The organism is Micrococcus sp. (genome assembly GCF_030523875.1).
Classification (GTDB): Bacteria; Actinomycetota; Actinomycetes; order Actinomycetales; family Micrococcaceae; genus Micrococcus.
Window position 1 is genome coordinate 13,553 of sequence record NZ_JAUNHR010000013.1, and the last position, 25,972, is coordinate 39,524.

The window sequence follows — 25,972 nt, forward strand, 5'->3', positions numbered from 1 at the left end:
CGCGAGGTGACCGGCGCCGTCGTCGTATTCACACCCCCGCATATCCATGCGGCTAGGCTTCGGACCACCGACCTGGCCCCCGCCCCCTCACCGAAGGAAGTGCCGTGAGCGCTGCCCAGCCCGTCGTCCTCATCGCCGAGGAGCTCTCCCCCGCCACCGTCGAGGCCCTGGACCCCGACTTCGAGATCCGCCACACCGACGGCGCCGACCGCGCGCGCCTGCTGGCCGACCTGCCCGGCGCCTCCGCCGTGCTCGTCCGCTCCGCCACGCAGATGGACGCGGAGGCGATCGCCGCCGCCCCGGACCTGAAGGTGATCGCCCGCGCCGGCGTCGGCCTGGACAACGTGGACGTCCCCGCCGCCACCGAGGCCGGCGTCATGGTGGTCAACGCCCCCACCTCGAACATCGTCTCGGCCGCCGAGCTCACGTGCGGCCACATCCTCTCGGCCGCCCGCAACATCGCCCCGGCCAACCGCGCGCTCAAGGCGGGGGAGTGGAAGCGCTCCAAGTACGCCGGCGTGGAGCTGTTCGAGAAGCGCCTCGGCGTGATCGGCCTGGGCCGCATCGGGGCCCTCGTGGCTGAGCGCATGCGGGCGTTCGGCATGGAGATCCTCGCCTACGACCCCTACATCAGCGCCGCCCGCGCCCAGCAGCTCGGGGCCACGCTGGTGGACCTGGACACCCTGCTCGAGCGCTCCGACTTCGTGACGATCCACATGCCCAAGACCCCGGAGACGGTCGGCATGATCTCGGACGCGCAGTTCGCCCGCATGAAGGAGACCGCGTTCATCGTCAACGTGGCCCGCGGCGGCCTGATCGACGAGGACGCACTCGACCGTGCCCTGGCCTCCGGCGCCATCGCCGGCGCCGGCGTGGACGTCTTCAGCTCCGAGCCGGCCACCGACCTGGCGTTCTTCCGCCACGACTCCGCGGTGGTCACCCCGCACCTGGGCGCCTCCACCGCCGAGGCGCAGGAGAAGGCGGGCGTCGCCGTCGCCAAGTCGGTACGCCTGGCCCTGGCCGGCGAGCTCGTGCCGGACGCCGTGAACGTGGCCGGCGGCGTCATCCACGAGGACGTGCGCCCGGGCCTGCCGCTCGCCGAGAAGCTCGGCCGTGTCCTCTCCGCGCTGGTGGGGGAGCAGTCGCTGTCCGCGGTCGAGGTCGAGGTGGCCGGGGAGATCGCGTCCCTGGACGTCTCCGCCCTGCGCCTGGCCGCTCTCAAGGGCGTGTTCACGGACATCGTCTCCGAGCAGGTCTCCTACGTGAACGCGCCGCTGCTGGCTGAGCAGCGCGGCGTGGAGGCGCGCCTGACCACCACGGAGCACGCGGAGTCCTACCGCAACACCGTCACGGTGCGCGCGGCCACCGCCCAGGGGGGCCAGACCTCCGTGACCGGCACCCTGACCGGCCCCAGGCAGGTGCAGAAGCTGGTGGGCGTGGACCGCCACGAGGTCGAGGTCCCGCTGGCCGACCACCTGCTGATCTTCACCTACGCGGACCGCCCCGGCGTGATCGGCTCCCTCGGCCAGGCCCTGGGCGCGCAGCAGGTGAACATCGCCGGCATGGACGTCTCCCGGGACGAGGACGGCACCGCCCTGGCCGTGCTGACCCTCGACGCCGGCCTGCAGCCCGGCACCGCCGAGGCCCTGGGCGGGGCCATCGGCGCCGCGCGGGCGGCGGAGGTGGACCTGGCCGGCTGACCGCGCCGGGGTCCGTGGCCGCGGCGCGCCGTCCGCACGGCGGCGCGCCTCATGCCGCTCTCACCAGCCCGTGTTTGACTGGTGGTCATGCCCGGTTCATCAGACGTCCGCACTCCTGTCCCCCCGTCGGTCCGCCCCCAGGACGCCGTGCAGGGTCGGTGGGCCCGGCGGGTGGCCGCCGCGCTGATCCTCGTCAGCCTGGTGATCACCGTCTGGTCGTGGGCCATCCCGGCGGTGTTCGGCCTCGGCCTGCGGGACATGCCGTGGTGGCGCTCCTTCTTCGAGGTCAACCATGAGGTCAACCTGGCCGCGTGGTGGAGCGGGGTGCTCCTGGCGGTCGCGGCGGTGGGGTTCGTGACCGTCGGCCTGGTCCGCCGTGCCCTGCGGGCCGACCGGCGCCGCGCCCTGGCGGCGTGGCTGCTGCCCGCCGGCCTGCTCGCCGTCATGAGCCTGGACGAGTTCACCCAGCTCCACGAGCGCGCCGGCGATCTGTGGGACGCGCTGCCGTTCACGGGCGAGAACCCCCTGCACGCGTTCCAGTGGCTCGCCCTGGGGGTGCCCGCGGCCCTCGCGGTCGTCGTGACGCTCGTGCTGGCCGCCCGCTCCCTGCCGCGGCGCACCGCGTGGCTGACGGTCGCCGGCATCTCGGTCTTCTTCCTCGGGGCGATCGTCCTGGAGTTGGTGCCGCTGCTGTTCGGGCTCCACCGGGGGACGTGGCTCTACCACACGGTCACCCATCTCGAGGAACTGTCCGAGATGATCGGCTCCTCTCTGCTGCTGATCGCGCCCTGGGGGCACCTGCACCTGCGGGCCGACCGCGCCCGCGGGGTGCTGGACGTGCGCGCCGACCCCTCCCGCGCCGTCGCCGCCGGCCGCGGCTGAGGGCCGCACCCGCCCCTGAGGGGACACCCGCCCGGGGGCGCCGGAGGCACGCCGGTAGACTCGGGGACCGTGACTGACGCGCGCGCCCCCTACTACGTGACCACGGCCATCCACTACCCGAACGGCGAGCCGCACATCGGCCACGCCTACGAGATGGTGGGCGCGGACGCGATGGCGCGCTTCGCCCGGCTGGACGGCCGCGACGTCCGCTTCCTCACCGGCACCGACGAGCACGGCCAGAAGATGGCCCAGACCGCCGAGCGCGAGGGCGTGACCCCGCTCGAGCTGGCCACCCGCAACTCGGCCGCCTTCCAGCGCATGGACGACGAGGTCCTCGACGTCTCCTACGACCGGTTCATCCGCACCACGGACCGGGACCACCACGCCGCCGCCCAGGAGCTGTGGCGCCGCATGGAGGCCAACGGGGACATCTACCTGGACCGCTACGCCGGCTGGTACTCCGTGCGGGACGAGCGCTTCTTCGCCGAGGACGAGACCGAGGTCCGCGAGGACGGCTCCCGCCACGCGGTGGAGACCGGCACCGAGGTCACCTGGACGGAGGAGGAGTCCTACTTCTTCCGCCTCTCCAAGTACCAGGAGCCGCTGCTCGAGCACTACCGCGCCCACCCGGACTTCGCTGCGCCGCGCTCGCGGTTCAACGAGGTCATCCGCTTCGTGGAGGGCGGCCTCGAGGACCTGTCCATCTCCCGCACCTCCTTCGACTGGGGCATCGCCCTGACGCCGGCCGCCGACGGCGCCGAGGACGCCGGGTCCCGCGGCGACCACGTCATGTACGTGTGGGTGGACGCGCTGACCAACTATCTCACCGGAGCCGGCTGGCCCGAGGGGGACCCCGCCGCCTTCGAGCGCTGGTGGCCGGCCGACGTGCACGTGATCGGCAAGGACATCTCCCGGTTCCACTGCGTGTTCTGGCCGGCGTTCCTGATGTCCGCGGGCGTCGAGCTGCCGCGGCGCGTGATGATCCACGGCTTCCTCAACAACAACGGCGAGAAGATGTCCAAGTCCCTGGGCAACGTGGTGGCCCCGGCCGAGTGGGTGGCCCGCTACGGCCTCGACGCCGTGCGCTTCTTCCTGCTGCGCGAGTTCCCCTTCGGCGCGGACGGCTCCTACAGCCACGACGCCGTCGTGGGCCGCAAGAACGCCGACCTGGCCAATAACCTGGGCAACCTCGCCCAGCGCTCGCTGTCCATGGTCGCGAAGAACTGCGACGCCCACGTCCCCGAGCCGGGGGAGCCCACGGAGGCGGACACCGCGATCCTCGCCCAGGTGGACGCGCTCTTGGAGCACACCCGCGCCGCGTACGCGGTGCAGGACTTCCATGCCGCGCTGGAGGAGACGTGGCGTGTGCTCGGCGAGGTCAACGCGTACTTCGCGGACCAGGCGCCGTGGGTGCTGCGCAAGACCGACGAGCCGCGCATGCGCACCGTGCTCTACGTGACGCTGCAGGCCGTGCGCCGCGTGGCGCTGCTGGTGCAGCCCGTGATGCCCGGCTCCGCCACCCGCCTGCTGGATCTGCTCGGCGTCCCCGCCGAGGGCGACGCCGGCCGCACGAACGCCTCGAACACCGGCGCCCGGTCCCTCGCGGCCTTCGCCGAGGACCTCGTCCCCGGCACGGCGCTGCCGAAGCCCGAGGGCGTCTTCCCGCGCCACGAGGAGCCGGCTGAGGGCTGATCCCCGGTCCGCGCCCGCTCCGGTCCGAGCCCCGTCCGCCCTGGCCCCACCGCTCGGTCCAGGATCCGAGACCATGTGTCCGGATCCTGGCCGACCGACGGGGCCGCTCCTATCCTGGGCGGCATGAACGCACAGCCCAGCACCCCCGCCGCGTCCCCGTCCGAGCCCCTGGACATCGCCGTGATCGGCGGTGACGGCATCGGCCCGGAGGTCATCGAGCAGGCCGTCGCCGTGCTCGGGGCGGCCCTGGCCGCCGAGGGCCGCCCCGCCCCCCGGCTGACCCCGTACCCGCTGGGCGCGGAGCACTGGCTGGCCACGGGCGAGGCCCTCCCGGACGAGACCCTGGACGCGCTGCGCGGCCACGACGCCATCCTGTTCGGCGCCGTGGGCGCGGCCCCCGGGGACACCCGGATCCCCTCCGGCCTCATCGAGCGCCAGATGCTGCTGCGCCTGCGCTTCGAGCTGGACCACGGCGTGAACCTGCGCCCCTCCCGCCTCTACCCGGGCACCGTCAGCCCGCTGGCCGAGCCCGGCGAGGTCGCCTTCACCGTGGTCCGCGAGGGCACCGAGGGCCCGTACGTGGGCAACGGCGGGGCCATCCGCGCCGGCACCGAGCACGAGATCGCCACGGAGGTCTCCCTCAACACCGCCCACGGCGTGCGCCGCGTGGTCCGGGACGCCTTCCAGCGCGCGTCGGCGGGGGAGCGCAGGCGCCTCACCCTCGTCCACAAGCACAACGTGCTCGTCCACGCCGGGCACCTGTGGCGCCGCACCGTGGAGGAGGTCGGGGCCGAGTTCCCCGAGGTCGAGGTGGACTACATGCACGTGGACGCGGCCACGATCTTCCTGGTCACCGATCCGGCCCGCTTCGACGTGATCGTCACGGACAACCTGTTCGGCGACATCCTCACGGACCTGGCCGGCGCGATCACCGGCGGCATCGGCCTCGCGGCCTCCGCCAACATCAACGTCGAGCGCACCGCGCCCTCGATGTTCGAGCCCGTGCACGGCTCGGCCCCCGACATCGCGGGGCAGGGGATCGCCGACCCCGTGGCCGCGATCCTCTCCGCCGGCCTGATGCTCGAGCACCTGGGGGAGCAGGCCGCGGCCGAGCGCCTCACCCGCGCGGTGTGGGCGCACCTGGCCGAGCGCGGCGCCGAGCGCGGCTCCACCGCCGAGGTGGGGGCCGACGTCGTCGCGCGCCTCTGAGGGCCCGTCCCCGTCCCGGCCCGTCCACGGGGCCGGGGCATAGGATGAGCCCGACCGGGCGGCCCACGGCCGTCCGCCCGTCCCGCCGCGCGCCCCGCCCGCGCGCATCCGAAGTCCGAGGAGTGATCGTCCGTGTCCCAGACCGAGTTCTCGCGTCAGCCGCACATGTCCCCGCTGTCCGACGCCGAGCGCGCCGAGATCCTGCAGGACCCGGGCTTCGGCGACGTGTTCACGGACCACATGGTCTCGATCGACTGGACCTGGGACGAGGACGGTGGCCGCTGGCACGACGCCCGCGTGGAGCCGTACGGGCCGATCCCGCTCGACCCCTCCGCCGCGGTGCTGCACTACGGCCAGGAGGTCTTCGAGGGCCTCAAGGCCTACCGCCACGCGGACGGCTCGGTGTGGACCTTCCGTCCCGAGGCCAACGGCGCCCGCCTGAACCGCTCGGCCGAGCGCCTGGCGCTGCCCACGCTGCCGGAGGAGCTGTTCCTCGGCTCGCTGCGCGAGATCGTGACGGCGGACCGGGACTGGGTGCCCTCGGGCGACGGCCATTCCCTCTACCTGCGCCCGTTCATGTTCGCCTCCGAGGCGTTCCTGGGCGTGCGCCCCGCGAAGCAGGTGCGGTACTCGGTGATCGCCTCGCCGGCGGGCAACTACTTCGGCGGCGAGCTCAAGCCCGTGAGCATCTGGGTCTCCCGCGAGTACGCGCGCGCCGGGCGCGGCGGCACGGGCGCCGCCAAGACCGGCGGCAACTACGCCGCCTCCCTCCTGCCGCAGCTCCAGGCCGCCCGGAAGGGCGCGGACCAGGTCGTCTTCCTGGACCAGTACCACGACGACTCCGTCGAGGAGCTCGGCGGCATGAACGTGTTCTTCGTGTTCCGGGACGGGCGGATCGTCACCCCCGAGCTGACCGGCACCATCCTCGAGGGCGTCACCCGCTCCTCCATCCTCCAGCTGGCCCGGGACATGGGCCTGACCGTGGAGGAGCGGCGCATCACCCTGGCCGAGTGGGCCGAGGGCGTCCGCTCCGGGGAGGTCGCCGAGGTCTTCGCGTGCGGCACCGCCGCCGTGGTCACCCCGATCGGCCGCCTGCTCGACGGCGACGACGTCATCGAGTCCGCCGGCGGCACCGACGTCACCCTGCGCATCCGCCGGGAGCTGCTCGACATCCAGACGGGTGCCGCCGAGGACCGGCACGGCTGGCTCCACCGCCTCGTCTGAGCCGCGTCCGCGGGCACGACGCCGGGCCGCCCCCGTCACGGGGGCGGCCCGGCGTCGTCGTGGAGCGCCACGCGCCGTGCGTGGCGGTGTGCGGTGAGACACTGTGGCGGTCAACCCACCCACCCATGATCGGAGATCCCCGTGAGCTCGCACCGCTCCGCCACCGCCGAGGGGCCCGCCGCGCCCGACGGCGGGGCCGCCCCGGAGGGCCTGCCGCCGGTCGAGGCCACCCGGCCCCGCCGCTGGACGCCCCTGACGATCGTCCTCTGGGCGGCGATCGCCCTGCTCGGCGCCGTCGCCTGGACCATGCTCGCCCTGCACCGCGGCGAGACCATCAACGCCGTCTGGTTCGTGTTCGCCGCCGTGGCGACCTTCCTGATCGGCTACCGCTTCTACTCGCGTTACGTGGAGCGGATGATCGTCCGCCCGGACGACACGCGCGCCACCCCCGCGGAGTACCGCGCGGACGGCCAGGACTACGTGGCCACGGACCGCCGCGTCCTCTACGGCCACCACTTCGCCGCGATCGCCGGCGCCGGTCCCCTCGTGGGCCCCGTGCTCGCCGCCCAGATGGGCTACCTGCCGGGCACCATCTGGATCATCGTCGGCGTGATCCTCGCCGGCGCGGTGCAGGACTACCTCGTGCTGTTCTTCTCGATGCGCCGTGGCGGCCGCTCGCTCGGCCAGATGGCCCGGGACGAGCTGGGCCGTGTGGGCGGCACCGCCGCGATCGTCGCGACCCTGCTGATCATGGTGATCATCACCGCGATCCTCGCGCTGATCGTGGTCAACGCCCTCGGCGAGTCCCCGTGGGGCGTCTTCTCCGTGGGCATGACCATCCCGATCGCCCTGTTCATGGGCGTGTACCTGCGCTGGATCCGCCCGGGCCGGATCACCGAGATCTCCCTGATCGGCTTCGCGCTGCTGCTGGCCGCGATCATCGGCGGCGGGTACATCGCGGAGACCGAGTGGGGCGCCGCGCTCTTCACGCTGGACCGCGTCACGCTCGCCTGGGCGATCATCATCTACGGCTTCGTGGCCGCCGTGCTGCCCGTGTGGCTGCTGCTCGCCCCGCGCGACTACCTCTCCACGTTCATGAAGATCGGCGTGATCGCCGGCCTGGCCGTGGCCATCGTGATCGTGCAGCCGGCCGTCCAGGCCCCCGCGTTCTCCGAGTTCGCCGCGGGCCAGACCGGCCCGGTGTGGGCCGGCTCGCTGTTCCCGTTCCTGTTCGTCACCATCGCGTGCGGCGCCCTCTCCGGCTTCCATGCCCTGATCGCCTCCGGCACCACCCCGAAGATGGTGGAGAAGGAGCGGCAGACCCGCTTCATCGGCTACGGCGGCATGCTCATGGAGGCCTTCGTCGCGGTCATGGCGCTCGTCGCGGCCATCACGATCGACCGCGGCGTGTACTTCGCCATGAACGCGCCGGCCGCGCTCACGGGCGGGACCGTGGAGACGGCGGCGGCCTGGGTGAACAGCCTCGGCCTCGCCAACGCGCACACCACCCCCGAGCAGCTGTCCACGCTCGCCGGGCTGGTGGGGGAGGAGAGCATCGTCTCCCGCACCGGCGGTGCGCCCACCCTGGCCATGGGCCTGGCGCTGATCATGGGCCAGCTGCTCGGCGGCGACGCGCTGCTGGGCTTCTGGTACCACTTCGCCATCATGTTCGAGGCGCTGTTCATCCTCACCGCCGTCGACGCCGGCACGCGCGTCGCCCGCTTCATGCTGCAGGACTCCCTGGGCAACGTGATCCCCAAGTTCAAGGACCACGGGTGGAAGCCGGGCGCGTGGCTGGCCACGGCCGTCATGGTGGCGGCCTGGGGCGCGGTGCTGATCATGGGCGTGACCGATCCGCTGGGCGGCATCAACACCCTGTTCCCGCTGTTCGGGATCGCCAACCAGCTGCTCGCCTCGATCGCGCTCGCCGTGGTGCTGACCATCGTGGCGCGCCGGCGGCACTTCGCCGGCCTGTGGATCGTGGCCCTGCCGCTCGCGTTCATCACCGTGGTGACCACGGTGGCGAGCTTCCACAAGATCTTCTCGCCGGTCCCGGCGGTGGGCTACTGGGCGCAGCACCGGGCCTTCCAGGACGCGATCGCGCAGGGGAGGACGAGCTTCGGCGCCGCCAAGACCCCCGAGGCCATGGACGCGGTGGTCCGCAACACCTTCGTGCAGGGCACCCTCTCGGTGGTGTTCCTCGTGCTGGCGCTGATCGTCATCACCACCTCCGTGCTCGCCGTGGTCCGCGCCTTCCGCACCACGGAGGTCGTCGACCACCAGGACCCGTACGTGCCCTCCCGGCGCTTCGCCCCGGCCGGCCTGATCGCCACCGCCGAGGAGAAGGAGATCCAGGCGCAGTGGGACGCGCTGCCGGCGCAGAAGCAGCCGGTCCGGGGGCACTGAGGTGCCCGCCGACGTCGGCCCGGGCCGGACCGCCTCCGGCTCGCCGCTGGCCCGCGCCTGGGGTGCGGTCCGGTGGTGGGTGCGCGGCGTGAACGGAGAGGCCAGGTACGACGCGTACGTGGCCCACCATCGGGCCCACCACCCGGACGTCGCGCCCCTGACGGAGCGGCAGTTCTGGCGGGCCGAGTACGCCCGCCAGGACGCGAACCCCGGCAGCCGCTGCTGCTGAGGGCGCCGATGACGGCCCGTCGCCCGCACGCGTGGGCGACGGGTCGTCGTCGTGAACGGAGTCAGCGGGCGTCGCCGAGTACGTGACGCAGGATCGTCTGCTGGGCCTCCAGGGGATGCGCGCCGGCGGCCTCGGCAGCGTGGGGTGTCTGGGGGAAGTGCACGGCCAGGCCGCTCCCGGACCCGCTGCCGAGCACGCGCGTTGACTCTGCGCCGTGGTCGACCGCGTAGGCCGCGAGCTCCTCCACGTCGTGTCGGTGGAGCGCCTCGGGGCCGAACTGCAGCCAGGCCGGCACCGGCGCGCCCAGCCAGTACGGATGCACCACCCTCGGGTCACCGCCCGCGACCTGCTGGCCCGCCGCCCACCGCACGCCGTGCCGGTGCAGCTGCAGCGGGACGGCTTCCAACCGCTCTCCCTCCAGCGTCGTGTCCCGTTCCACCGCGGTGCGCACGTGCTCCACCACGCCGTTCCGCGGTCGCTGGATCTCCAGGGTGGCGGCCAGCCGATGGGGCCCCAGGGGCCCCGCCACATGCAGGAGCACGTCGTACGGCTCCCCACGCGAGAACCGGCGGGTGATCGACTTCGTGTCCCACGGCTCGGTCACGGGCTCCTGCATGCCCCAGCCGAGCGGCACGTCGCCGGTGAGCGCCGCCGTCAGCGCTTCGGTGAGCCCGCCGACCTGCGTCCGCGGTCGGCGGGGGTACAGCGACTCGGCCTGCACGAGAAGCCCGCCCCGGTCCTCCGCCACGCCCTCGCGCAGCCAGCCGGGGTGGGGGTCGTCGAGGACCTCCACGGCGCCGTCGTCGCCCAGGTGGACGTTGTGGCCGGAACGCCCCAGGTAGTGGGTGCCATCGTCGGCCTCCACGAGCCAGAGGCCGCGCAGACGGTCCAGGACGTGGAGGAGGCCGCGGGAGAGGGCGCTCGTCGGCGGCGTGATCACCAGCAGCCCCAGGCTGTCCCGGGCGGCCTGGTGCATGACCTTGCTGAACCAGTTCCCGTGGCGCACCACGGGGGCCTCGGAGAACACGGCCAGGCGCTGCCCGACGACGACGGTGTGCGTGGTGGCGAGGTTCATGCCCACTCCCTGCGCTGCTCGGGGCCGGTCTCGCCCAGATGGGTGAAGCGGCCGTCATGGTCGATGCACGTCCCCTGCCCCAGATGCGCCACCGACCGGCAGAAGCGGGCGGCGAGGGACTCCGCGCGGGCCGACGGCTGGATGACGTGCACCTCGTTCCAGTACGTCTCGGGATCGGCCGGGAGACCGGAGAAGTCGAACCCGGCCTCGTGGCCGAAGACGCGGCGCACCTCACCGGAGACGCGCACCCGCAGGGGGACGTCCACGGTGAAGAGCTCCTCCCGGCCGGTCGGGTCGGCGACGCGCCAGCACTCGGCGGCGTCGTCCACGGTGAGGACCAGCTCCGGGTCGAGGTCGGCCGCAGCCCAGGCCCAGGCGGCGGGCTCCGGCGGCTGCAGGGTGATGACGGTGAAGCGGTGGGACATCGGTCAGCTCCTCTCCTCGGCGGGGGCGGCGAGTACGGGGTCTGGACGGTCTCCCACCCCCGGCCGCCGGCGGTGAACATGCCGCGGCCCGGGGGCTGGCGCTGCGCGCGCCGGCCGTCGATCAGCGCGCCCTCGGTGCGGGGGCCGTCCATGAGGAGCACGGCGGCGCCGGACTCGCGGACGGCGGCCGTGAACGGCTCGTGCAGGCCGCGCGCGGCGCCGGTAACCCGGCGGGCGAGCACCACGTGCAGGCCGATCTAGCTGGCCATCGGCACGTACGGTGCCAGCGGGGCCAGCGGACTGCCGCCGCCGGCCGTGAGGACGTCGTAGTCGTCCAGGACCAGCACGACGCGCGGGGACGGCGTCGCGGTGGTCCGCCAGCTCGTGGACGCCGCCGCCCCGCTGGAGGGCAAGTTCAAAGGTGCGGGCCGCGCCCGCTTCGACCAGTTCAAGGCCCGGGTGGACGAAGTCACCAACGACCTCAACGGCGCGCTCGCGGCCATCAACCAGGGCCAGTCCGAGATGGACACCGCCGTGCAGACCGGCGATCAGGAGACCTCGGACAACGCCGCCGCCGCGGAGGGCCGCTCCAACTTCGACTCGGCCCGCTTCTCCTCCAGCCGCTGACCCGCGGCCGCAGGCATCACCGGACCACTTCAGATACTCGACGCCGGCCCCGCACGGGCGGGGACCGGCCGCACAGCACAGAGGAGAACAGACATGACCACCGACCGCATCGGATTCGACACCGACGTCTCGCAGTCCGTCCAGGGTGACATCGCCGGCATCGTGGGCCGCCTCGAGGCGCTCATGGGTCAGCGTGACGCGGACGTGGCCCAGGCCATGGCCGACTTCCAGATGGACGGCGCCTCGGACGAGTACGCGCACGTGGAGACCCGTTGGAAGAACGCCTCCAACGAGGTGCGGGCCATCATCGACCTGGTGAAGACGACCCTCTCGGAGAACGACCAGACGGCCTTCATCATGCAGTCCAAGACGCGTACGGCCATCACGAACATCGGCTGACCAGGCCGGTCATCGCCCGACGCGGCGGGCACCGCAGGCGCTGTGCGCCTGGCGCGGTGCCCGCTGTCGTCGGAGGCCGGTCTTCAGAGGAGAGGACACAGGGCATGCGGTATTCGGTGAACGTGCCGGCGTGCGCGCAGGTGGTGAACGACGTCGCCGTGCAGTGCGGCGGGTTCGAGGGCGCGATCACGGGGCTGTCCACGTCCGCGGAGGGCGCGGCCGTGGCCTCGCAGTCCGGGATCGTGAGCGAGGCCGTCAGCGGCTTCTTCCAGGAGTGCGTCTCCGGCAACGTGGAGTCCGCGGTGTCCCTGGTCTCGAAGGCCATCGAGGAGACGAACAACGCCCTGACGTACATCCACGAGGGGGATGAGCAGATGGCCGCTACGGCGGTGTCCTCGCTGGAGACGACCGAGGGCAGCACCGGGACGGTGACGTCCTGGGGTGGCCGCGGCGGCGGACCGCAGGCCGTGTGAGGCGCACGGCGCGCTGACAGGACAGGACAGGGACGGGGCAGGAGCGGAGCATCATGGACATCGGCATCGACTGGGGGGCGTTCCCGCCGCTGGCGGACGCAGGGGCGCTGGAGACCGCGGCGGACGGTCTGCGGGAGCACGCGCGGAGCTTTGCGCAGATCCTGTGGGACAACCGGGACACGTGGAAGGGGCTCGGGGCGCACTTCGAGTCACCCGACGCCGGCACGCTGCTGGCGGTGCTGAACCCGAACGAGCCGCGAGCGGACGACGTGTTCACGGACACGAACAAGGCCGCCGACGCCCTGGACGATTTCGCCGCCACGGAGCGGGCGCTCGCGCAGGAGAAGAACACCCTGCACGGGCAGTACCAGAGCCTGCTCAACGAGATCGGCGGCAATGCGGAGTGGGTCAAGGACGAGGGCCTGGTCCAGCGCCAGCAGGGGATTGTCGACTCGATGAACGACATCATCTCCCGCCATCAGTCCGCGGAGATGACGTGCGCGAATGCGATCAACGCATTGTACGGGGGCACGCGGTACGTGCAGGTCTCGGCGGATGGTTCGGTGCCGGAGGGTGCGCAGGCGTATGGGATGAGCCGGGAGATGCTGAACTCGGCTTCGGGCGCGGGGGAGACGCCGTGGGCGAAGCCGGCGGAGTGGGACAAGCCGTGGTTCCGGGACGTGGTGGACGGGGTCGTGGACTTCGGCTCCGGGGTGTGGGAGTCGCTCAGGGGCACGGTGACGGGTCTGGTGGCTCTGGTGAATCCGTTCGACTGGGAGACGTTCTCGGCGACATGGAAGGGGATCGGGACCCTGGCCACGGACATCGCGATCACGGCGACTCCGGTGGGGGCGTTCGTCTCGGATGAGCGGCGTGCTCAGTCGGGGGAGCGGTTGGTGCAGGTGGGCGAGGCTCTGCTGAACGTGGAGATGTGGAAGGAGAACCCGGCGAAGGCGGCGGGCATGCTGACCGGTGATCTGGCGACGGCCTTGATCCCGGGCGCGGGGGTGGCCGCCAAGGGCGTTTCTACGGCCGCCAAGGCCGGGCGTACCACCTCCGTGGTGATCAAGGCTGGCCAGCTGTCGCAGAAATTGGGGGTGCCGGCCGTGCGAGCGGAGAAGTTCACCGTCAGTACCATCCGTGGGATCAACTCCACGACGACGAAGGTTCAGGACCTTGCTTACAAGGCGGGGCGGTTGAAGTACGACGTGACATTGAAGGCCATCGACAAGATGCCCCAGCCCGTCGCGGCCGCCCTGACTCGGGCGCGTGTGACGGCAGCGTCCTTCCAGTCCATGCCGACCAATGGAGGTGCGAGGGACCTGCCGTTGTCTATGCAGGGCCAACTGGCGTTGTCTCAGGGCAAGTCGGTGCATGTTCTGAGCGATGAAGGGGTCCGTGTTCTGGCCCCTGGTGAGCAGGTGGCTCGCGGTGAGGCGCTGCATGTGGAGCACCGAGATGCCGCCATGGCACGCGTGACGGATCGAGAGATGGCCATGGCCGGTGGAGGTTCGAAGGCCTCCGGTGGGGCGGGTGCAGGATCGGGAGGCTCCGGTCCGGAGGAACCGTTCTCCGGGGGTGTTGGCCGCGATGCTCCTGAACCGCCGCGGGCCGCGTCTCCTACGGATCCGGGGTTCCAGGGCCCGTTGGGCGTGCGCAACGCGGAGGCGCTGTGGCCTGATGACACGAACCGGATTCGCCCGGCGAAGCGGACGTTCGATCCCTTCTATGCGAACGCGGGAGTGGAACGCGGTTCCGGGGTTCTCCGTCCTGATGGCGTGCGTGAGCTTGGCGCGGGTGTGTACGAGTGGGACGACCCGCTGGCTGGCACACTCCGTGAGGTTGAACTGAATGTGGCGGCCAAGCATAGCGTGGCCTACCACGAGGATGTGCTGCGGAAATACGGGTACGTGGACGGGCACGTGGATACCGGGGCGAACCGTGCGGCTCATTTCACGACGCCCGCAGATCGTGAGATCACGCGTTCGTTCGTCATGGATCATCCGGCGGGGATTGCCGAGCGGCTGGACATGCCCAACAGTGCACGCCAGAAGATCTATGACCGCCAGGCGAGGCTGGAGGCGACGTTGTCGCGAAGCGGGTTGACGGAGGAGTCGAAGGCACTGATCCGGGAGTCGGAGATGCCGGTCATCTATCGGGATGTACTGCGCAAGTACGACATGGACCATAAGGTGGACCTGCAGCTGGGCGGCCTGGACGCCGTCGAAAACCTGAACTGGCTGCGGCAGGACGTCAACCGGAGCTGGGGTTCCCAGCTGGCGTGGCGTAGCAAAATCCTTGGAGTCGCAGACGGGGAGAACCCGGATCTCCAGTTCCTGGATTTCAGTACCGTAACTCTTGGAAAGATTGGCTAATTGGACAAGCCGCGTATTGACGAGGAACTCCGGGGACGGCGCACGGAGCTGTACAAGAGCATGGACCGTGTGGTGGCGGGTGTTTCCCTACCGCCGCTGGCGAAGCGGTTCGTGGGACGGAAACCGTCGAAGGCCCTGCTCAAGGGCGGCGGTGAGACGTGGCACCAGAGCGTGGTGTATGCGCTCTGCGGTGAGACGGTGCCTCTGGTTGTGCTGATGCGTTCGCAGACGTATTTCGTGGCGTCGGCCTATCCTCATCGGACGGCGTATATGGAGCAGACTGCCCATCTGCTGGAGTGGTGTGCGTTGCGGACGGGCCTGCTGGGGTGGGCCGAAGTCTGGAACGTGCCGTCCACCTTGGTGGAACGGCCGGGCGCCGGGGCTGTGCCTCCTCTCGTGTGGCAAGGGGACTATCGGTATGTGAGGCCGGAGACGGATGCGGTGTTCCGTCGGGATTTTGGGGATCTGTCGGGCAAGTCGGGGTGGCGGTCGGTGCCCAACGGGGAGGTCTCGGGTCTGCAGCAGTTGGTGATGGCGTTGGAGCGGACGGTGTTGGCGTTGTCGGTGCCGGCGTTGAACAATGTGGGTCTGCCGGAGGAGCGGTTACTAGAGCTGGTCGACTTCTATGCGCGGATGATTCGGATGTGGATGGGGTTGCCGCAGGAGCAGCCGGTGGCGGAGCCGGACTTCAGCGTGGATCTGCCGGCCGAGTTCCAGGGGTTCGGTCCCGAGGTGTGGAAGTGAGAGTGGAGGATGTGGATTTTTTTGCTCCGGATTCTACATATTGATGTCGGGGACTTGGGAAGAATTCGTTGATGGGCGCTCCGATCTTTAAGGGCAATCTTGCCGTTGACGCTGGACTGTTGCGGACTGCGCGCGCGGAATGGAAGAAGTTTCCCCGAGAGATGGACCGCGATGTGCCCAAGGGCGTGCAGAAGTTCCTGGGACGCCGCCCGGGTGCGGAGTTGGGGGACAACGAGTTCTCGGACACGCATTTCCAGTTCGTGCTGTTGATGGCGCTGACGGGAAAGCGTGAGGCGCTGGTGCCGTTGTTTCGGGGAGATCTCGTGGTAGAGGAGGCGGTGAAGCCGGCTCGCTCGACGAAAATGGAGTCTCGCCGTGCGGTGAATCGATGGTGTGCTGCCCGGGTGGGGTTGAGCGGGTGGGCGGAGCTGTTCAGTGTGCCGGCGGGGCCGGAACCGGGGCCGGAGGACCGGATTCCGAGGGTGAGCTTCTACCAGGATCCGGAGCCGTCGTGGGCTGATATGGAGTTCGACGATGCGGGGATGGTGGATGGCGCCACTCCGCCCACGGGTTCGGACTTCGTGGCGTTCTTGCGGATGGATCTAGACCGTTTGACGTGGTTGATTGTGGCCGAGTCGATTCCCTGGATGAATGACTGCGGGTGGTCTCCTGAATGGATGGCTAGGGAGATCGATTGGCTGGCGCGCAATATCCGGGCCCAGCTCGGCCTGCCGCAGGATCAGCCGGTGCCGGTGCCGGATCCGCGGGTGGACCTGCCGCCGGAGTTCACGGGGTTTGTGACCGGGTGAAGGCGCCAAGGGGGTGAATCGCCCCGGGTCTGGTGGAGGCTCTGATCCAACGGAAGGATGCAGAGCATGCCAGCACCACGGAAGTACCCCGACGAGCTCCGCGAACGCGCCACGCGGATGACTCTCGAAGCCCGCCAAGACCCCGCCATGAGGTCCGGAGCATTCCGACGCGTAGGAGAACAGCTCGGGATCAATCCCGAGACGCTGCGCAACTGGGTCCGCCAAGCCGAGATCGACGGTGGCCACCGCCCCGGGATCACGACCAGCGAAGCCGCCCGGGTGGCCGAGCTGGAGAAGGAGAACCGTGAGCTGCGGCGGGCGAACGCGATCCTGCGCTCGGCATCGGCTTTCTTCGCGGCGGATGCTCGAGACGCCCACAGCGCTGATCGTGGACTACATCGACGACCACAAGCAGAGTTCGGTGTCGAGCCGATCTGCGCCACGCTCTCCGCAGCGGGCACGCAGATCGCACCGAGCACGTACTACGCCGCGAAGACACGTCCTGTCTCGGCCCGCCGTCTGCGCGATGAGCAGGTGCTCGTTGAGATCCGGCGGGTGCATGAGGCCAACTACGGGGTCTACGGGGCCCGGAAGGTCCACGCGCAACTGCGGAGGGAGGGCCTGCAGGTGGCCAGGTGCACGGTGGAGCGGCTCATGCGAGCCGCAGGGCTGGGCGGGACAAGCCGCGCGAAGGGTCCTCGCACGACAGTCCCGAGCCGGGGACCGGATGAGCGTCGGGACCTGGTCCAGCGAGACTTCACCGCGGCTGCCCCGAATCAGCTGTGGGTCGCTGACATCACCTACTGCCGCACTTTCAGCGGATGGGTGTATGCCGCGTTCGTCATCGACGTGTTCTCCCGCCGGGTGCTGGGCTGGCAGCTTTCGACGTCGCTGCGCACGGATCTGGCCCTGGATGCCCTCGAGATGGCGTTCTGGACGCGTCAGCGTGCAGGCCAAGACGTGGCCGGGCTACGGCATCACAGCGATAAAGGAGTCCGGTACGTCGCCGTGCGATACACCCAGCGGCTCGCCCAGGCCGGCGCGGTCGCATCAGTCGGGTCCACTGGGGATTCTTACGATAATGCCCTCGCGAAGGCGTTCAACTCGCTGTTCAAGGCCGAGCTGATCCGGAACAGGGGCCCGTTCACGTCCATCGAGGACTTGGAGATCGCGGTCGCGGAGTACATCGACTGGTTCAACCATCGTCGTGTGCACGGCGAGATCGGGCTGGTCCCTCCGGTCGAGTTCGAGGACGTCTACCATCATGAGAATCCCGTGCCGGCGCCTGCCTGGGCGGCACCTACGAGCCTCTAACAAACCCGGGGCGATTCACGCACCCCGCCTGGCGAACGGCGGAGTGGTGGCGTTGCCGTCCGGTTCCTCGATGGGACAGATGTTCCGAACGGCGCTCGATGAGGGAACGCGTCCTCGCGTCGGTGGGAGCAGGGCATCCCGGGTTCCTGGCTCGGTCGAGAGCCGAGGACACATGGTCTTCCGGGACAGCAAGAACTGGACTGACGGAAACCGGACCTGGGACCGGAAGTCGGATGCGCAACGAGCGGAGACCTACGAGCATCTGGAGATCAAGTCCGGGCAGCTGTCGGACATGGCCGCCGGCCAGAAAGCGGTGCGGTCCACCGGAGACGTGGAGATTACGCAGAAGAGGTCGGGCCTGGGCTTCACCGACACCGTCGCCCGGCAGCAGAAACGGTCTGACTTCTTGGACCCGGAGTCGATCCTGCAGAAGGAGGCTGCGGAAGGACTGGTCCTCAACGAAACGATGCGGGCGCGTGTCATCTCGGAGCTGGAGGCTGAGGCCAGAGCCGACAAGGGGCATGATCGTCGCGCGGCGGCAGAGACGTGGGAGGAGTTGCCCCCGTACCTCCAGGAGAGGGCGGTCCGCCGTGCAATGCGCGACTACGACCTGGACCACGTGCGTGACCTGCAGTTCGGTGGCACGGACACCGCCGATAATCTGCAGTGGTTGGAGCGGTCGGCGAACCGTGCGGTGGGCGCGCAGTCCAAGGTGCATCGGGAACGCTTCGACTACGAGACTTCTGAGGACGCTGACGCCTTCGACGAGAAGTCCCGTGTCTCGAAGGTCTCGTTGAAAGTGGGTCGCTGATGAACGCGTCGGTGTACAAGCAGAGCATGCACGTGCGGCAGGACCTGGTGGACCAAGCACTGGATGAGTGGGCGCGGTTTCCGAAGCGTATCGAGGGGAGCCTGCCGAAGCTGGCGAAGAAGTTCCTGGGCCGTCGCCCAGGGCAGGAGCTGGGTGACAATAAGTTCTCGGATACGCATTTCCAGTTCGTGCTGTTGATGGCGTTGACAGGGCAGCGGGATGCTCTGGTGCCATTGTTCCGGGGCGACCTGCTCATCGAGGAGGCGGTGAAGCCGGCGCGTTCGACGAAGATGGAGTCGCGTCGTGTGGTGAACAGGTGGTGTGCCCAGCGTGTGGGGTTGACGGGGTGGGCGGAGGTGTTCGCTGTTCCGGCGGGTCCGGAGCCGGCTCCGGAGGAGGACATTCCGCGGGTGGACTACTACGTTTCTTCGCCGGTGTCGTGGCGGGAGCCGGAGAAGGTGAAATGGTGGGGGACTCCGGGGGAGCCTGATGGTCTGCGGTGGCGCAAGGCGTCCTCGTTCGTGCCGTTCTTCCGTCAGGTGCTGGACCGGTTGGGGTGGTTGATCGTGGCGCGGGCGACGCCGTGGATGAACGCGCATGGGTGGAGTGATGAGTTCTCGGATGCGGAGATCGAGTGGTGTGCGCGGATGGTGCGGGGCCGGTTGGGGTTGGCGTTGGAGCAGCCGGTGCTGGTCTCGGATCCGCGGGTGGAGTTGCCGGTGGAGTTCACCGGCTTCGTGACCGACTGACACGCCTGCATCCACAGAGGGGACCCCGGCCTCGTCCGGCGGCCGCCTTCCGTGGCAGGGTGGACGGCAGGATGGGGTGCCCGGCGCGGCGACGTGTCGCCGTGGGCCGCGCCCCGACGTCGTGCATGAGGAGGAGAACGTCATGAGCCTGGCCGTCACCGCGCGTGAGCCCGATGCCGACTCGCATCGGGACGAGGACCTGGACGGGCGCATCGGCGCTGCCGGCCTGGCCGGCGCCACCGTGGCCCACGGCCTGCTCCGCTTCCACACCGCCGAGTCCGGCGCCGAGGCGCAGCGGCTCGTGGCCCTGCACATCGGGGAGAACCCCGCGCAGGGCATGGTGCCCATCGCCGTCGACTGGCGAGCCCGCCAATACTGCCGCCTGCGCACCCCCGAGGTGGACACCGTGGTCCGCGTGGACCCCGCCGAGTTCCGCGCCGGCTCCGTGTTGGACTTCACCCCGTTCATGGACACCGTCCTGACGGACCCGGCCGCCGCCGGCGTCCTCGGCCAGCCCGAGTTCGAGCGGGCACGCCGGGTGCACGGGGTGACCGAGCTGCCCTTCGCGGAGAGCTTCGGCTGCTACACCCCCGCGTTCCTGGGCGGGGACATGGAGGACCCCGCTAACCTCCTCACCCTGCCCACCATGAACTACACGGTGGCCATGGCGGACGTGAAGCAGCAGTGGGAGGCTCGCCCCGCCGGGGCCCGGCTCGCCTCCCTCGAGCCCCGGGACGGCCGCATGCGCGTGATCTTCGACGTGGACCAGGACCCGGCCGCCTCCCCGGGCGCCGGCACCCGCACGGACATCATCGCGGTCACCAGCACGGAGGGCCCCGAGGTCTACAACCACGGGCTCGCCCGGCGCCTCGCGGGCGACGCCGCCGCGACCGCCGCCGAGAACCTCGCCGGGGCCTTCGGGCCCGAGGCCGAGGGCACGCCCCTGCTCGTGGACTGGCGCGGGCGCATCTACGTGCGCGGCACGCGCGACGGCGCCGACGCGGTGGTCCGCTACGACCCCGCCACCCTCACCGCCGAGACCGTCGGCGCGGGGGAGGGGTTCCTCGAGCGGATCACCACGGACCCCGCCCTGCACGACCTGCTCGGCGAACACGAGAAGTCCCGCCAGTGCGCCCGCCTGCGTCTACCGCTCATCCCCGAGGGCTACGCGCTGGTGCCCCCGGCCCCGCCCGCCCTCACCGGGCAGGACGCCGTGGACCCGGACGACCTCCGCGCCATGGCCACGGACGTCTACTGGTGGCTCGTCCCCCAGCTGCTCCGCGCGGCCCAGGAGCTCGGCCCTGAGCGCCGGCCGCAGGGCTACCTCTTCGCCCCCGGCGGCGTGTTCCGGCTGCAGCCCGCCCCCGCGGGCGCACCCGGTGACGTCGCCGCTCCGCCGCGCCCCTGGGAGGACACCGCGGACGCGCCGCTCGAGCCGGAGGCGCCCCACCACGTCGCCCTCGCCGAGACCGGCGTGCACGTCACCGCGCTCGACCCGCACGGCGAGGCGCCGCAGGGCTCGCCCGAGGTCACCGAGGCCATCGAGTGGTACGGGCTCGCCGGGCGCGTCCACAACCACGGCCTCTTCCGCTTCCTCGACGCCGACGGCGCCGCCCACGCGCGCCGGCACCTCGCGACCGCGTTCGGCGAGGCTGCCCGCGACGCGGTGCCCGTGATCGTGGACTGGCGCGGCCGCTACGTCACGTGCGAGGAAGACGACGGCCCCGCGTTCGTCTCCTACGACGTCGCCACCGGCGACCGGGAACGCCTCAGCGGGTTCGACTCCGGGCTGGAGCAGCTGCTCACCACCGGCGTGGCCCTCGACCTGTTCGACGACGCCGACCGCCGTCGCACCTTCGACGCGCTCGGCGTCAGCGAGCTGGAGCCCGGGACCTGCGTGGGCGTGAAGGTGCCCCCCTTCCTCGGCGGGGCCCAGGATCCGGAGAACCGCGAGGTCGACAGCCTCGAGACCCACTGGATGTGGAACGGCGACATCTACGCGCAACTGCGCGGGATGCCGGACGGCACCCGTGTGGCCGGCGTGGGCATGGACGAGCACGGTGCGCCCGTGGTCCGGTTCGTGGACGCCCCGGCCGAGCCTATGCCCGCCCAGCCTGCGCCCGCCGCGGACCGGACGGCACCGGAGGGCGCCCGGTCCGAGGCCGCCGAGGAGCCTCCCGCCCCGGAGGACCCCGCCGAGAAGCGCGGCCTGTTCCGCCGCATGTTCAAGGGCTGAGGGGGACAGAGATGACCGCCCCGGACGCCATCCCGCCCACCGCGATGCCCCTGGCCGAGGCCCACGCCGCGTGGTTTGCCGCCGCCGCCCACGCCGACCGGGACGCCGTGCGCGCACGCTGCGAGGCCCTCGCCGCCGCGTTCGCCGCCGACCCGGACGCCGACCGCCCCTGGTCCGAGCTCCCGGCGGCGCAGTGGGCCGCCGAGACCACCGGCCTGGCCGGCTACGCCTCCCTGTTCAACGCCGCCCTGCCCGCCCGGCTGGCCACCCCGGTGGCCGCCGCCTCCGGGCCCGGCCTGCCCGCCGACGTCCCCGGCGCCTGGGCCACCCGCCTGGATCCGGGCCTCGCCGCCGAGCAGCGGGCCGGCGTGGACGCGCTGCTCACCGGCCGCGTCCGGGACTGGCGCGCCGAGCACGCGATCACCGCGCCCGAGGCCGGCGCAGACACCCCGGCGCCGGACGCCGCCACCGCCTTCCCGCCCGGGTTCATGCCCGCCTTGACGCGCCTGCGCCAGGCCGCCCTCGCGGTGCCGCCGCGCGCGCCGTCACCCTCTGGGGACGCGGCCGACGGCAAGGGCGAGCCGCGCCCGGAGCGCCCGCTGGCCGAGCTGCTCGACCGCCTCCTCGAGCTCGACGACCTCGACTGGCGTCGGCCCGTGACCCAGAAGCAGGTGGACCGGCTCGAGGCATTCCTCGGCGGGCCCCTTCCGGCCGACTACCGCGCCTTCCTGGACCGGGCCAACGGCTCGATGGACCGCGAGTTCGCCGGCGCACACGAGGTCGCGGCCGACGCCCGCGAGCTCCTCGAATACGAGGCGGAGGAGCTCGCCCACGCCGAGGACCCGGAGGCCGAGCGTGCCCGCTTCACCAACGACGACGGCTCCGGCCGCGTGGCCCCCGGCGGGTTCGTCCGCGGGTGGCTGCCGATCTACGACCACGGCACCGGTGCCTTCGTCATCCTCGACTGCGCCCCCGGCCCCGCCGGCGAGCGCGGACAGATCCTCGAGTACGGTGAGGGCGAGACCCGCGTGACGCACCCCGACTTCCGGTCCTGGCTGCAGGAGCATGTGGAGGACCTGGAGGCCTGAGACGCCGCCGTGGAGTCGCCGAGTGGAGACCTCCGGAGCTGCGCCCGCCCGAGCACTAGGCTGGCCTGCATGCGCATCGCCCGTTTCGTGGACCAGGCCGAACCGACCTACGGCATCGTGGAGGGCCCGGCGGACGCCGACCCCTCCGAGCTGAGCATCACCGCCCTCCAGGGGGACCCCTTCTTCCACGGCGTCCAGCCCACGGACCAGAAGCACCGCCTCGAGGACGTGCGGCTCGTGGCGCCGATCATCCCGCGCTCCAAGATCGTGGGCGTCGGCCGCAACTGGGCTGACCACGCCAAGGAGCTGGGCAACGACGTCCCCGCCTCGCCGCAGTTCTTCCTCAAGCCCAACACCTCCGTCGTCGGCCCGAACGAGCCGGTGACCCTGCCGAGCTGGTCGGACGAGGTCTCCTACGAGGCCGAGCTCGCCGTCGTCATCGGCACCATCTGCAAGGACGTCCCGCTGGAGCGCGTGGACGATGTCGTCTTCGGCTACACCGTGGCCAACGACCTCACCGCCCGCGACGCCCAGCGCACCGACCTGCAGTGGGCCCGCGCCAAGGGCTTCGACGGCGCCTGCCCCCTGGGACCGTGGATCGAGACCGAGCTGGACGTGGAGGCCGCCGGCGGCCTGGCCGTGCGCTCGCGGGTCGACGGCGAGACCCGCCAGGACGGCACCACCGCGGACATGGTCTTCGGCATCAAGGAGCTGGTCTCCGCGATCTCCGAGGCGTTCACCCTGCTGCCCGGCGACGTGATCCTCACCGGCACCCCCTCCGGCGTGGGCCTCGTGGAGGCCGGCCAGCGCGTGGAGTGCGAGGTCGAGGGGATCGGCACGCTGCTGACGCACCTGCGCCGCTGAGCCGCAGGGCCCCTCGGCCCACCACGACGACGGCGGCGTCCCTCCGCAGGGGAGGGGCGCCGCCGTCGTCGTGTCCGGGCGCGCGCGTAGACTCGGGGGCACCATGACTGACGCCACCTCCCCCGTGTCCGAGAACGCCCCCGCCCCCTTCGCCGACGTCCCCCAGGTGGACGCCGGCACTCCGGTGCGGGTGCGCTTCTGCCCCTCGCCCACCGGCACCCCGCACGTCGGGCTGATCCGCACCGCCCTGTTCAACTGGGGCTGGGCGCGGCACACGGGCGGGACGCTGGTCTTCCGCATCGAGGACACGGACGCCAAGCGCGACTCGGAGGAGTCCTACCAGCAGCTGCTCGAGGCCATGCGCTGGCTCGGGATCGACTGGGACGAGGGCGTCGAGGTCGGCGGCCCGCACGAGCCGTACCGCCAGTCCCAGCGCGGCGAGATCTACGCCGAGGTCATCGAGAAGCTCAAGGCCGGCGGCCACATCTACCCGTCCTACTCCACCCCGGAGGAGACCGAGGCACGCCACACGGCCGCGGGCCGCGACCCCAAGCTCGGCTACGACGGCGCCGACCGTGACCTCACCGCGGAGCAGATCGCCGCGTTCGAGGCCGAGGGACGTCAGCCCGTGTGGCGCCTGCGCATGCCGGACGAGGACATCACCTTCACCGACCTGGTGCGCGGGGAGATCACCTTCAAGGCCGGCTCCGTGCCGGACTTCGTGGTGGTCCGCGCGGACGGCTCGCCGCTGTACACCCTGGTCAACCCGGTGGATGACGCGCTCATGGGCATCACCCACGTGCTGCGCGGCGAGGACCTGCTCTCCTCGACCCCGCGCCAGATCGCCCTCTACCGCGCCCTCTACGCCATCGGCGTGGCGCAGTACATGCCGGTCTTCGGCCACCTGCCCTACGTGATGGGGGAGGGGAACAAGAAGCTCTCCAAGCGCGATCCGCAGGCCAACCTCTTCCTGCACCGCGAGCACGGGTTCATCCGCGAGGGCCTGCTGAACTACCTGGCCCTGCTGGGCTGGTCCCTCTCCGCGGACGAGGACATCTTCACGCCCGAGCAGTTCGTGGAGCACTTCGACATCCACAAGGTGCTGGCCAACCCGGCCCGGTTCGACGAGAAGAAGGCCACGGCGATCAACGGCACGCACATCCGCCTGCTCGAGCCGGCCGACTTCCGCGACCGCCTGGTCCCGTACCTGCGCGAGGCCGGCCTGGTGGGGGAGGAGCTGACCGCCCGCGAGGGTCAGGTGCTCGACGCCGCCGCCCCGCTGGTGCAGGAGCGCGTGGCGCTGCTCGGCGAGGCCGTGGAGATGCTCGCCTTCCTCTTCACCCCGGACGCGGACGTCACGACGGCCGAGGGCGCCCTGAAGGGCATGCCCGCGGACCTGCCGGGGGCCGTGGCGGCCGCCCGCGAGGCACTCGCCGGCCTGGGCGAGGACGAGTTCACCACGGAGCGGATCGAGGCCGCGCTGCGCGCCGCGCTGATCGACGGGCTCGGCCTGAAGCCCCGCCAGGCGTTCGGCCCGGTGCGCGTGGCCGTGACCGGCAGGAAGGTCTCCCCGCCGCTCTTCGAGTCCCTCGAGATCCTCGGCCGGGACTCGGCGCTGGCCCGCCTGGACCGGTTCGCCGCCGAGCAGTCCGCGGCCTGAGCCCGAGCGTCCCGTGACGGCCGCCCCCGCGCCGGGCACCCCGGCCACGCCCGCCGTGGCCGGGGTGCTGTTCGACCTCGACGACACCCTCATGGACCTGCGCGCCGCGCAGCTGCCCGCGTTCACCGAGACCGTGCGCGCCCAGTGGCCCGAGGCCCCCGAGGAGGGGGCGCCCGCGTTCGCCGCGGCCGCCGAGCACTTCGCCGCCGACCTCGGCGGGCACTACCCGCGGTACCTGGCCGGGGAGCTGGACTTCCTGGGCCAGCGCCTGGCCCGCGCCCGGGACGCCCTGGCCCTGCTCGGGGCCCCGGCGGACCGCGAGGAGCCGGACGCCGCCCTCTGGACGGACGGGTACGAGGAGCGGGTGCGCGCCCACTGGCGCGTGTTCGACGACGTCGTGGCAGCCCTGGCAGGGCTGCGGGAGGCCGGCGTCGGCGTCGGGATCGTCACCAACAACGTGGAGGCGTACCAGCGGGGGAAGGCGGACGCGATCGGCCTGGCCGACGTGGCCGTGCTCGTGGGCTCCGACACAGCCGGCGCGCCCAAGCCGGATGCGGCGCCGTTCCTGGAGGGCTGCCGCCGTCTCGGGCTCGACCCCGCCGACGTCGCCTGCGTGGGGGACAGCCTGGAGAACGACGTGCGCGGCGCGCAGGCGGCCGGCCTGGTGCCGGTGTGGCTGTGCCGGCCGGCGACGCGCGCGGGGGAGGCCGGCGGCGCGGGCCCCGGGGTCGAGGCGCCGGTGTGGGACGCCGCGGAGCGCACCTGGCGGATCACCGGGCTCGGCGCGCTGGCGGCCTGGTTCCCGGCCGCGGGCGCCGATTTGGCATCGGCGGACCGGGACGTGTAGAGTCCTTTCTCGTTGCCGGGGAGACCCGGGAATGCTGACAAGTGAACAGCACTGACGTCGAGATGACCTCTTGACACATCAGTGGGGTATGGTGTAATTGGCAACACAACGGTTTCTGGTACCGTCATTCTAGG

23 protein-coding genes are annotated in these 25,972 nt (G+C 71.5%); 21 read left to right on the top strand and 2 right to left on the bottom strand.

Annotated elements, in window-relative coordinates:
* Positions 1-104: 104 nt before the first annotated feature.
* From serA to Q4D18_RS03235, 7 genes are all read left to right on the top strand, one after another.
* Positions 105-1,700, top strand: coding sequence for a phosphoglycerate dehydrogenase (gene serA, locus Q4D18_RS03205; protein ID WP_303125738.1), 1,596 nt, complete (start codon positions 105-107; stop codon positions 1,698-1,700).
* An 87-nt stretch (positions 1,701-1,787) separates the two neighbouring features.
* Entirely contained in the window at positions 1,788-2,582 is a 795-nt protein-coding gene (locus Q4D18_RS03210; protein ID WP_303125740.1) for a hypothetical protein, read from the top strand.
* Positions 2,583-2,651: 69 nt separating this feature from the next.
* On the top strand, positions 2,652-4,274 hold the full coding sequence (gene metG / locus Q4D18_RS03215; RefSeq protein ID WP_303125742.1) for a methionine--tRNA ligase: 1,623 nt from the start codon (positions 2,652-2,654) through the stop codon (positions 4,272-4,274).
* Between the two features lie 123 nt (positions 4,275-4,397).
* Entirely contained in the window at positions 4,398-5,483 is a 1,086-nt protein-coding gene (locus Q4D18_RS03220) for a 3-isopropylmalate dehydrogenase (protein ID WP_303125745.1), read from the top strand.
* A gap of 132 nt (positions 5,484-5,615) precedes the next feature.
* Positions 5,616-6,707, top strand: a complete 1,092-nt coding sequence (locus tag Q4D18_RS03225; protein ID WP_303125748.1) for a branched-chain amino acid aminotransferase — start codon at positions 5,616-5,618, stop codon at positions 6,705-6,707.
* A gap of 210 nt (positions 6,708-6,917) precedes the next feature.
* On the top strand, positions 6,918-9,113 hold the full coding sequence (locus Q4D18_RS03230; RefSeq protein WP_303125784.1) for a carbon starvation CstA family protein: 2,196 nt from the start codon (positions 6,918-6,920) through the stop codon (positions 9,111-9,113).
* 46 nt (positions 9,114-9,159) lie between these two features.
* Positions 9,160-9,342 carry a YbdD/YjiX family protein gene (locus Q4D18_RS03235; RefSeq protein ID WP_303125786.1) on the top strand — a complete coding sequence of 61 codons (183 nt, stop codon included), beginning with the start codon at positions 9,160-9,162 and terminating at the stop codon, positions 9,340-9,342.
* 61 nt (positions 9,343-9,403) lie between these two features.
* Here the strand turns inward: Q4D18_RS03235 and Q4D18_RS03240 are convergent, their stop codons facing one another.
* Both Q4D18_RS03240 and Q4D18_RS03245 read right to left on the bottom strand, forming a co-directional pair.
* Complete coding sequence (locus Q4D18_RS03240; RefSeq protein ID WP_303125750.1) at positions 9,404-10,417, bottom strand: DUF6177 family protein; 1,014 nt, start codon at positions 10,415-10,417, stop codon at positions 9,404-9,406.
* A complete protein-coding gene (locus Q4D18_RS03245; protein WP_303125752.1) occupies positions 10,414-10,842 on the bottom strand; it encodes a hypothetical protein in 429 nt (142 codons plus the stop codon). The genes Q4D18_RS03240 and Q4D18_RS03245 overlap by 4 nt, the downstream gene beginning before the upstream one ends.
* A gap of 369 nt (positions 10,843-11,211) precedes the next feature.
* On the opposite strand from Q4D18_RS03245, the gene Q4D18_RS03250 reads away from it, so the two are divergent.
* From Q4D18_RS03250 to Q4D18_RS03315, 14 genes are all read left to right on the top strand, one after another.
* Positions 11,212-11,469 (top strand): hypothetical protein, encoded by a 258-nt coding sequence (locus Q4D18_RS03250; RefSeq protein ID WP_303125754.1) that lies wholly within the window; start codon positions 11,212-11,214, stop codon positions 11,467-11,469.
* Between the two features lie 93 nt (positions 11,470-11,562).
* Complete coding sequence (locus Q4D18_RS03255; RefSeq protein WP_303125756.1) at positions 11,563-11,868, top strand: pore-forming ESAT-6 family protein; 306 nt, start codon at positions 11,563-11,565, stop codon at positions 11,866-11,868.
* Positions 11,869-11,972: 104 nt separating this feature from the next.
* On the top strand, positions 11,973-12,341 hold the full coding sequence (locus tag Q4D18_RS03260) for a DUF6507 family protein (RefSeq protein WP_303125758.1): 369 nt from the start codon (positions 11,973-11,975) through the stop codon (positions 12,339-12,341).
* A gap of 53 nt (positions 12,342-12,394) precedes the next feature.
* Entirely contained in the window at positions 12,395-14,716 is a 2,322-nt protein-coding gene (locus Q4D18_RS03265) for a hypothetical protein (protein WP_303125759.1), read from the top strand.
* Positions 14,717-15,460 (top strand): hypothetical protein, encoded by a 744-nt coding sequence (locus Q4D18_RS03270; protein WP_303125760.1) that lies wholly within the window; start codon positions 14,717-14,719, stop codon positions 15,458-15,460.
* 71 nt (positions 15,461-15,531) lie between these two features.
* Positions 15,532-16,269, top strand: a complete 738-nt coding sequence (locus Q4D18_RS03275; protein WP_303125761.1) for a hypothetical protein — start codon at positions 15,532-15,534, stop codon at positions 16,267-16,269.
* 66 nt (positions 16,270-16,335) lie between these two features.
* Positions 16,336-17,583 (top strand): IS3 family transposase, encoded by a 1,248-nt coding sequence (locus Q4D18_RS03280; protein WP_303125763.1) that lies wholly within the window; start codon positions 16,336-16,338, stop codon positions 17,581-17,583.
* A 70-nt stretch (positions 17,584-17,653) separates the two neighbouring features.
* A complete protein-coding gene (locus Q4D18_RS03285) occupies positions 17,654-18,394 on the top strand; it encodes an HNH endonuclease signature motif containing protein (protein WP_303125765.1) in 741 nt (246 codons plus the stop codon).
* Between the two features lie 11 nt (positions 18,395-18,405).
* Positions 18,406-19,143 carry a hypothetical protein gene (locus tag Q4D18_RS03290; protein ID WP_303125768.1) on the top strand — a complete coding sequence of 246 codons (738 nt, stop codon included), beginning with the start codon at positions 18,406-18,408 and terminating at the stop codon, positions 19,141-19,143.
* Between the two features lie 142 nt (positions 19,144-19,285).
* On the top strand, positions 19,286-21,379 hold the full coding sequence (locus Q4D18_RS03295; RefSeq protein WP_303125770.1) for a hypothetical protein: 2,094 nt from the start codon (positions 19,286-19,288) through the stop codon (positions 21,377-21,379).
* An 11-nt stretch (positions 21,380-21,390) separates the two neighbouring features.
* Positions 21,391-22,467 (top strand): SMI1/KNR4 family protein, encoded by a 1,077-nt coding sequence (locus Q4D18_RS03300; RefSeq protein ID WP_303125772.1) that lies wholly within the window; start codon positions 21,391-21,393, stop codon positions 22,465-22,467.
* A gap of 69 nt (positions 22,468-22,536) precedes the next feature.
* On the top strand, positions 22,537-23,331 hold the full coding sequence (locus Q4D18_RS03305) for a fumarylacetoacetate hydrolase family protein (RefSeq protein WP_303125775.1): 795 nt from the start codon (positions 22,537-22,539) through the stop codon (positions 23,329-23,331).
* Between the two features lie 103 nt (positions 23,332-23,434).
* Positions 23,435-24,991: a glutamate--tRNA ligase gene (gltX, locus tag Q4D18_RS03310; RefSeq protein ID WP_303125778.1), complete on the top strand. Its 1,557-nt coding sequence runs from the start codon at positions 23,435-23,437 to the stop codon at positions 24,989-24,991.
* Positions 24,992-25,004: 13 nt separating this feature from the next.
* Positions 25,005-25,838: an HAD family hydrolase gene (locus tag Q4D18_RS03315; protein WP_303125781.1), complete on the top strand. Its 834-nt coding sequence runs from the start codon at positions 25,005-25,007 to the stop codon at positions 25,836-25,838.
* Positions 25,839-25,972: the final 134 nt, after the last annotated feature.

Excerpts from the sequence above, each read along its gene's own strand:
- Q4D18_RS03210 (WP_303125740.1), top strand. The coding sequence starts at position 1,788 with ATGCCCGGTTCATCAGACGTCCGCACTCCTGTCCCCCCGTCGGTCCGC.
- Q4D18_RS03220 (WP_303125745.1), top strand. The coding sequence starts at position 4,398 with ATGAACGCACAGCCCAGCACCCCCGCCGCGTCCCCGTCCGAGCCCCTG.
- Q4D18_RS03240 (WP_303125750.1), bottom strand. The coding sequence starts at position 10,417 with ATGAACCTCGCCACCACGCACACCGTCGTCGTCGGGCAGCGCCTGGCC.
- Q4D18_RS03245 (WP_303125752.1), bottom strand. The coding sequence starts at position 10,842 with ATGTCCCACCGCTTCACCGTCATCACCCTGCAGCCGCCGGAGCCCGCC.
- Q4D18_RS03255 (WP_303125756.1), top strand. The coding sequence starts at position 11,563 with ATGACCACCGACCGCATCGGATTCGACACCGACGTCTCGCAGTCCGTC.
- Q4D18_RS03260 (WP_303125758.1), top strand. The coding sequence starts at position 11,973 with ATGCGGTATTCGGTGAACGTGCCGGCGTGCGCGCAGGTGGTGAACGAC.
- Q4D18_RS03265 (WP_303125759.1), top strand. The coding sequence starts at position 12,395 with ATGGACATCGGCATCGACTGGGGGGCGTTCCCGCCGCTGGCGGACGCA.
- Q4D18_RS03275 (WP_303125761.1), top strand. The coding sequence starts at position 15,532 with ATGGGCGCTCCGATCTTTAAGGGCAATCTTGCCGTTGACGCTGGACTG.
- Q4D18_RS03280 (WP_303125763.1), top strand. The coding sequence starts at position 16,336 with ATGCCAGCACCACGGAAGTACCCCGACGAGCTCCGCGAACGCGCCACG.
- Q4D18_RS03285 (WP_303125765.1), top strand. The coding sequence starts at position 17,654 with ATGGGACAGATGTTCCGAACGGCGCTCGATGAGGGAACGCGTCCTCGC.
- Q4D18_RS03295 (WP_303125770.1), top strand. The coding sequence starts at position 19,286 with ATGAGCCTGGCCGTCACCGCGCGTGAGCCCGATGCCGACTCGCATCGG.
- Q4D18_RS03300 (WP_303125772.1), top strand. The coding sequence starts at position 21,391 with ATGACCGCCCCGGACGCCATCCCGCCCACCGCGATGCCCCTGGCCGAG.
- Q4D18_RS03305 (WP_303125775.1), top strand. The coding sequence starts at position 22,537 with ATGCGCATCGCCCGTTTCGTGGACCAGGCCGAACCGACCTACGGCATC.
- gltX (WP_303125778.1), top strand. The coding sequence starts at position 23,435 with ATGACTGACGCCACCTCCCCCGTGTCCGAGAACGCCCCCGCCCCCTTC.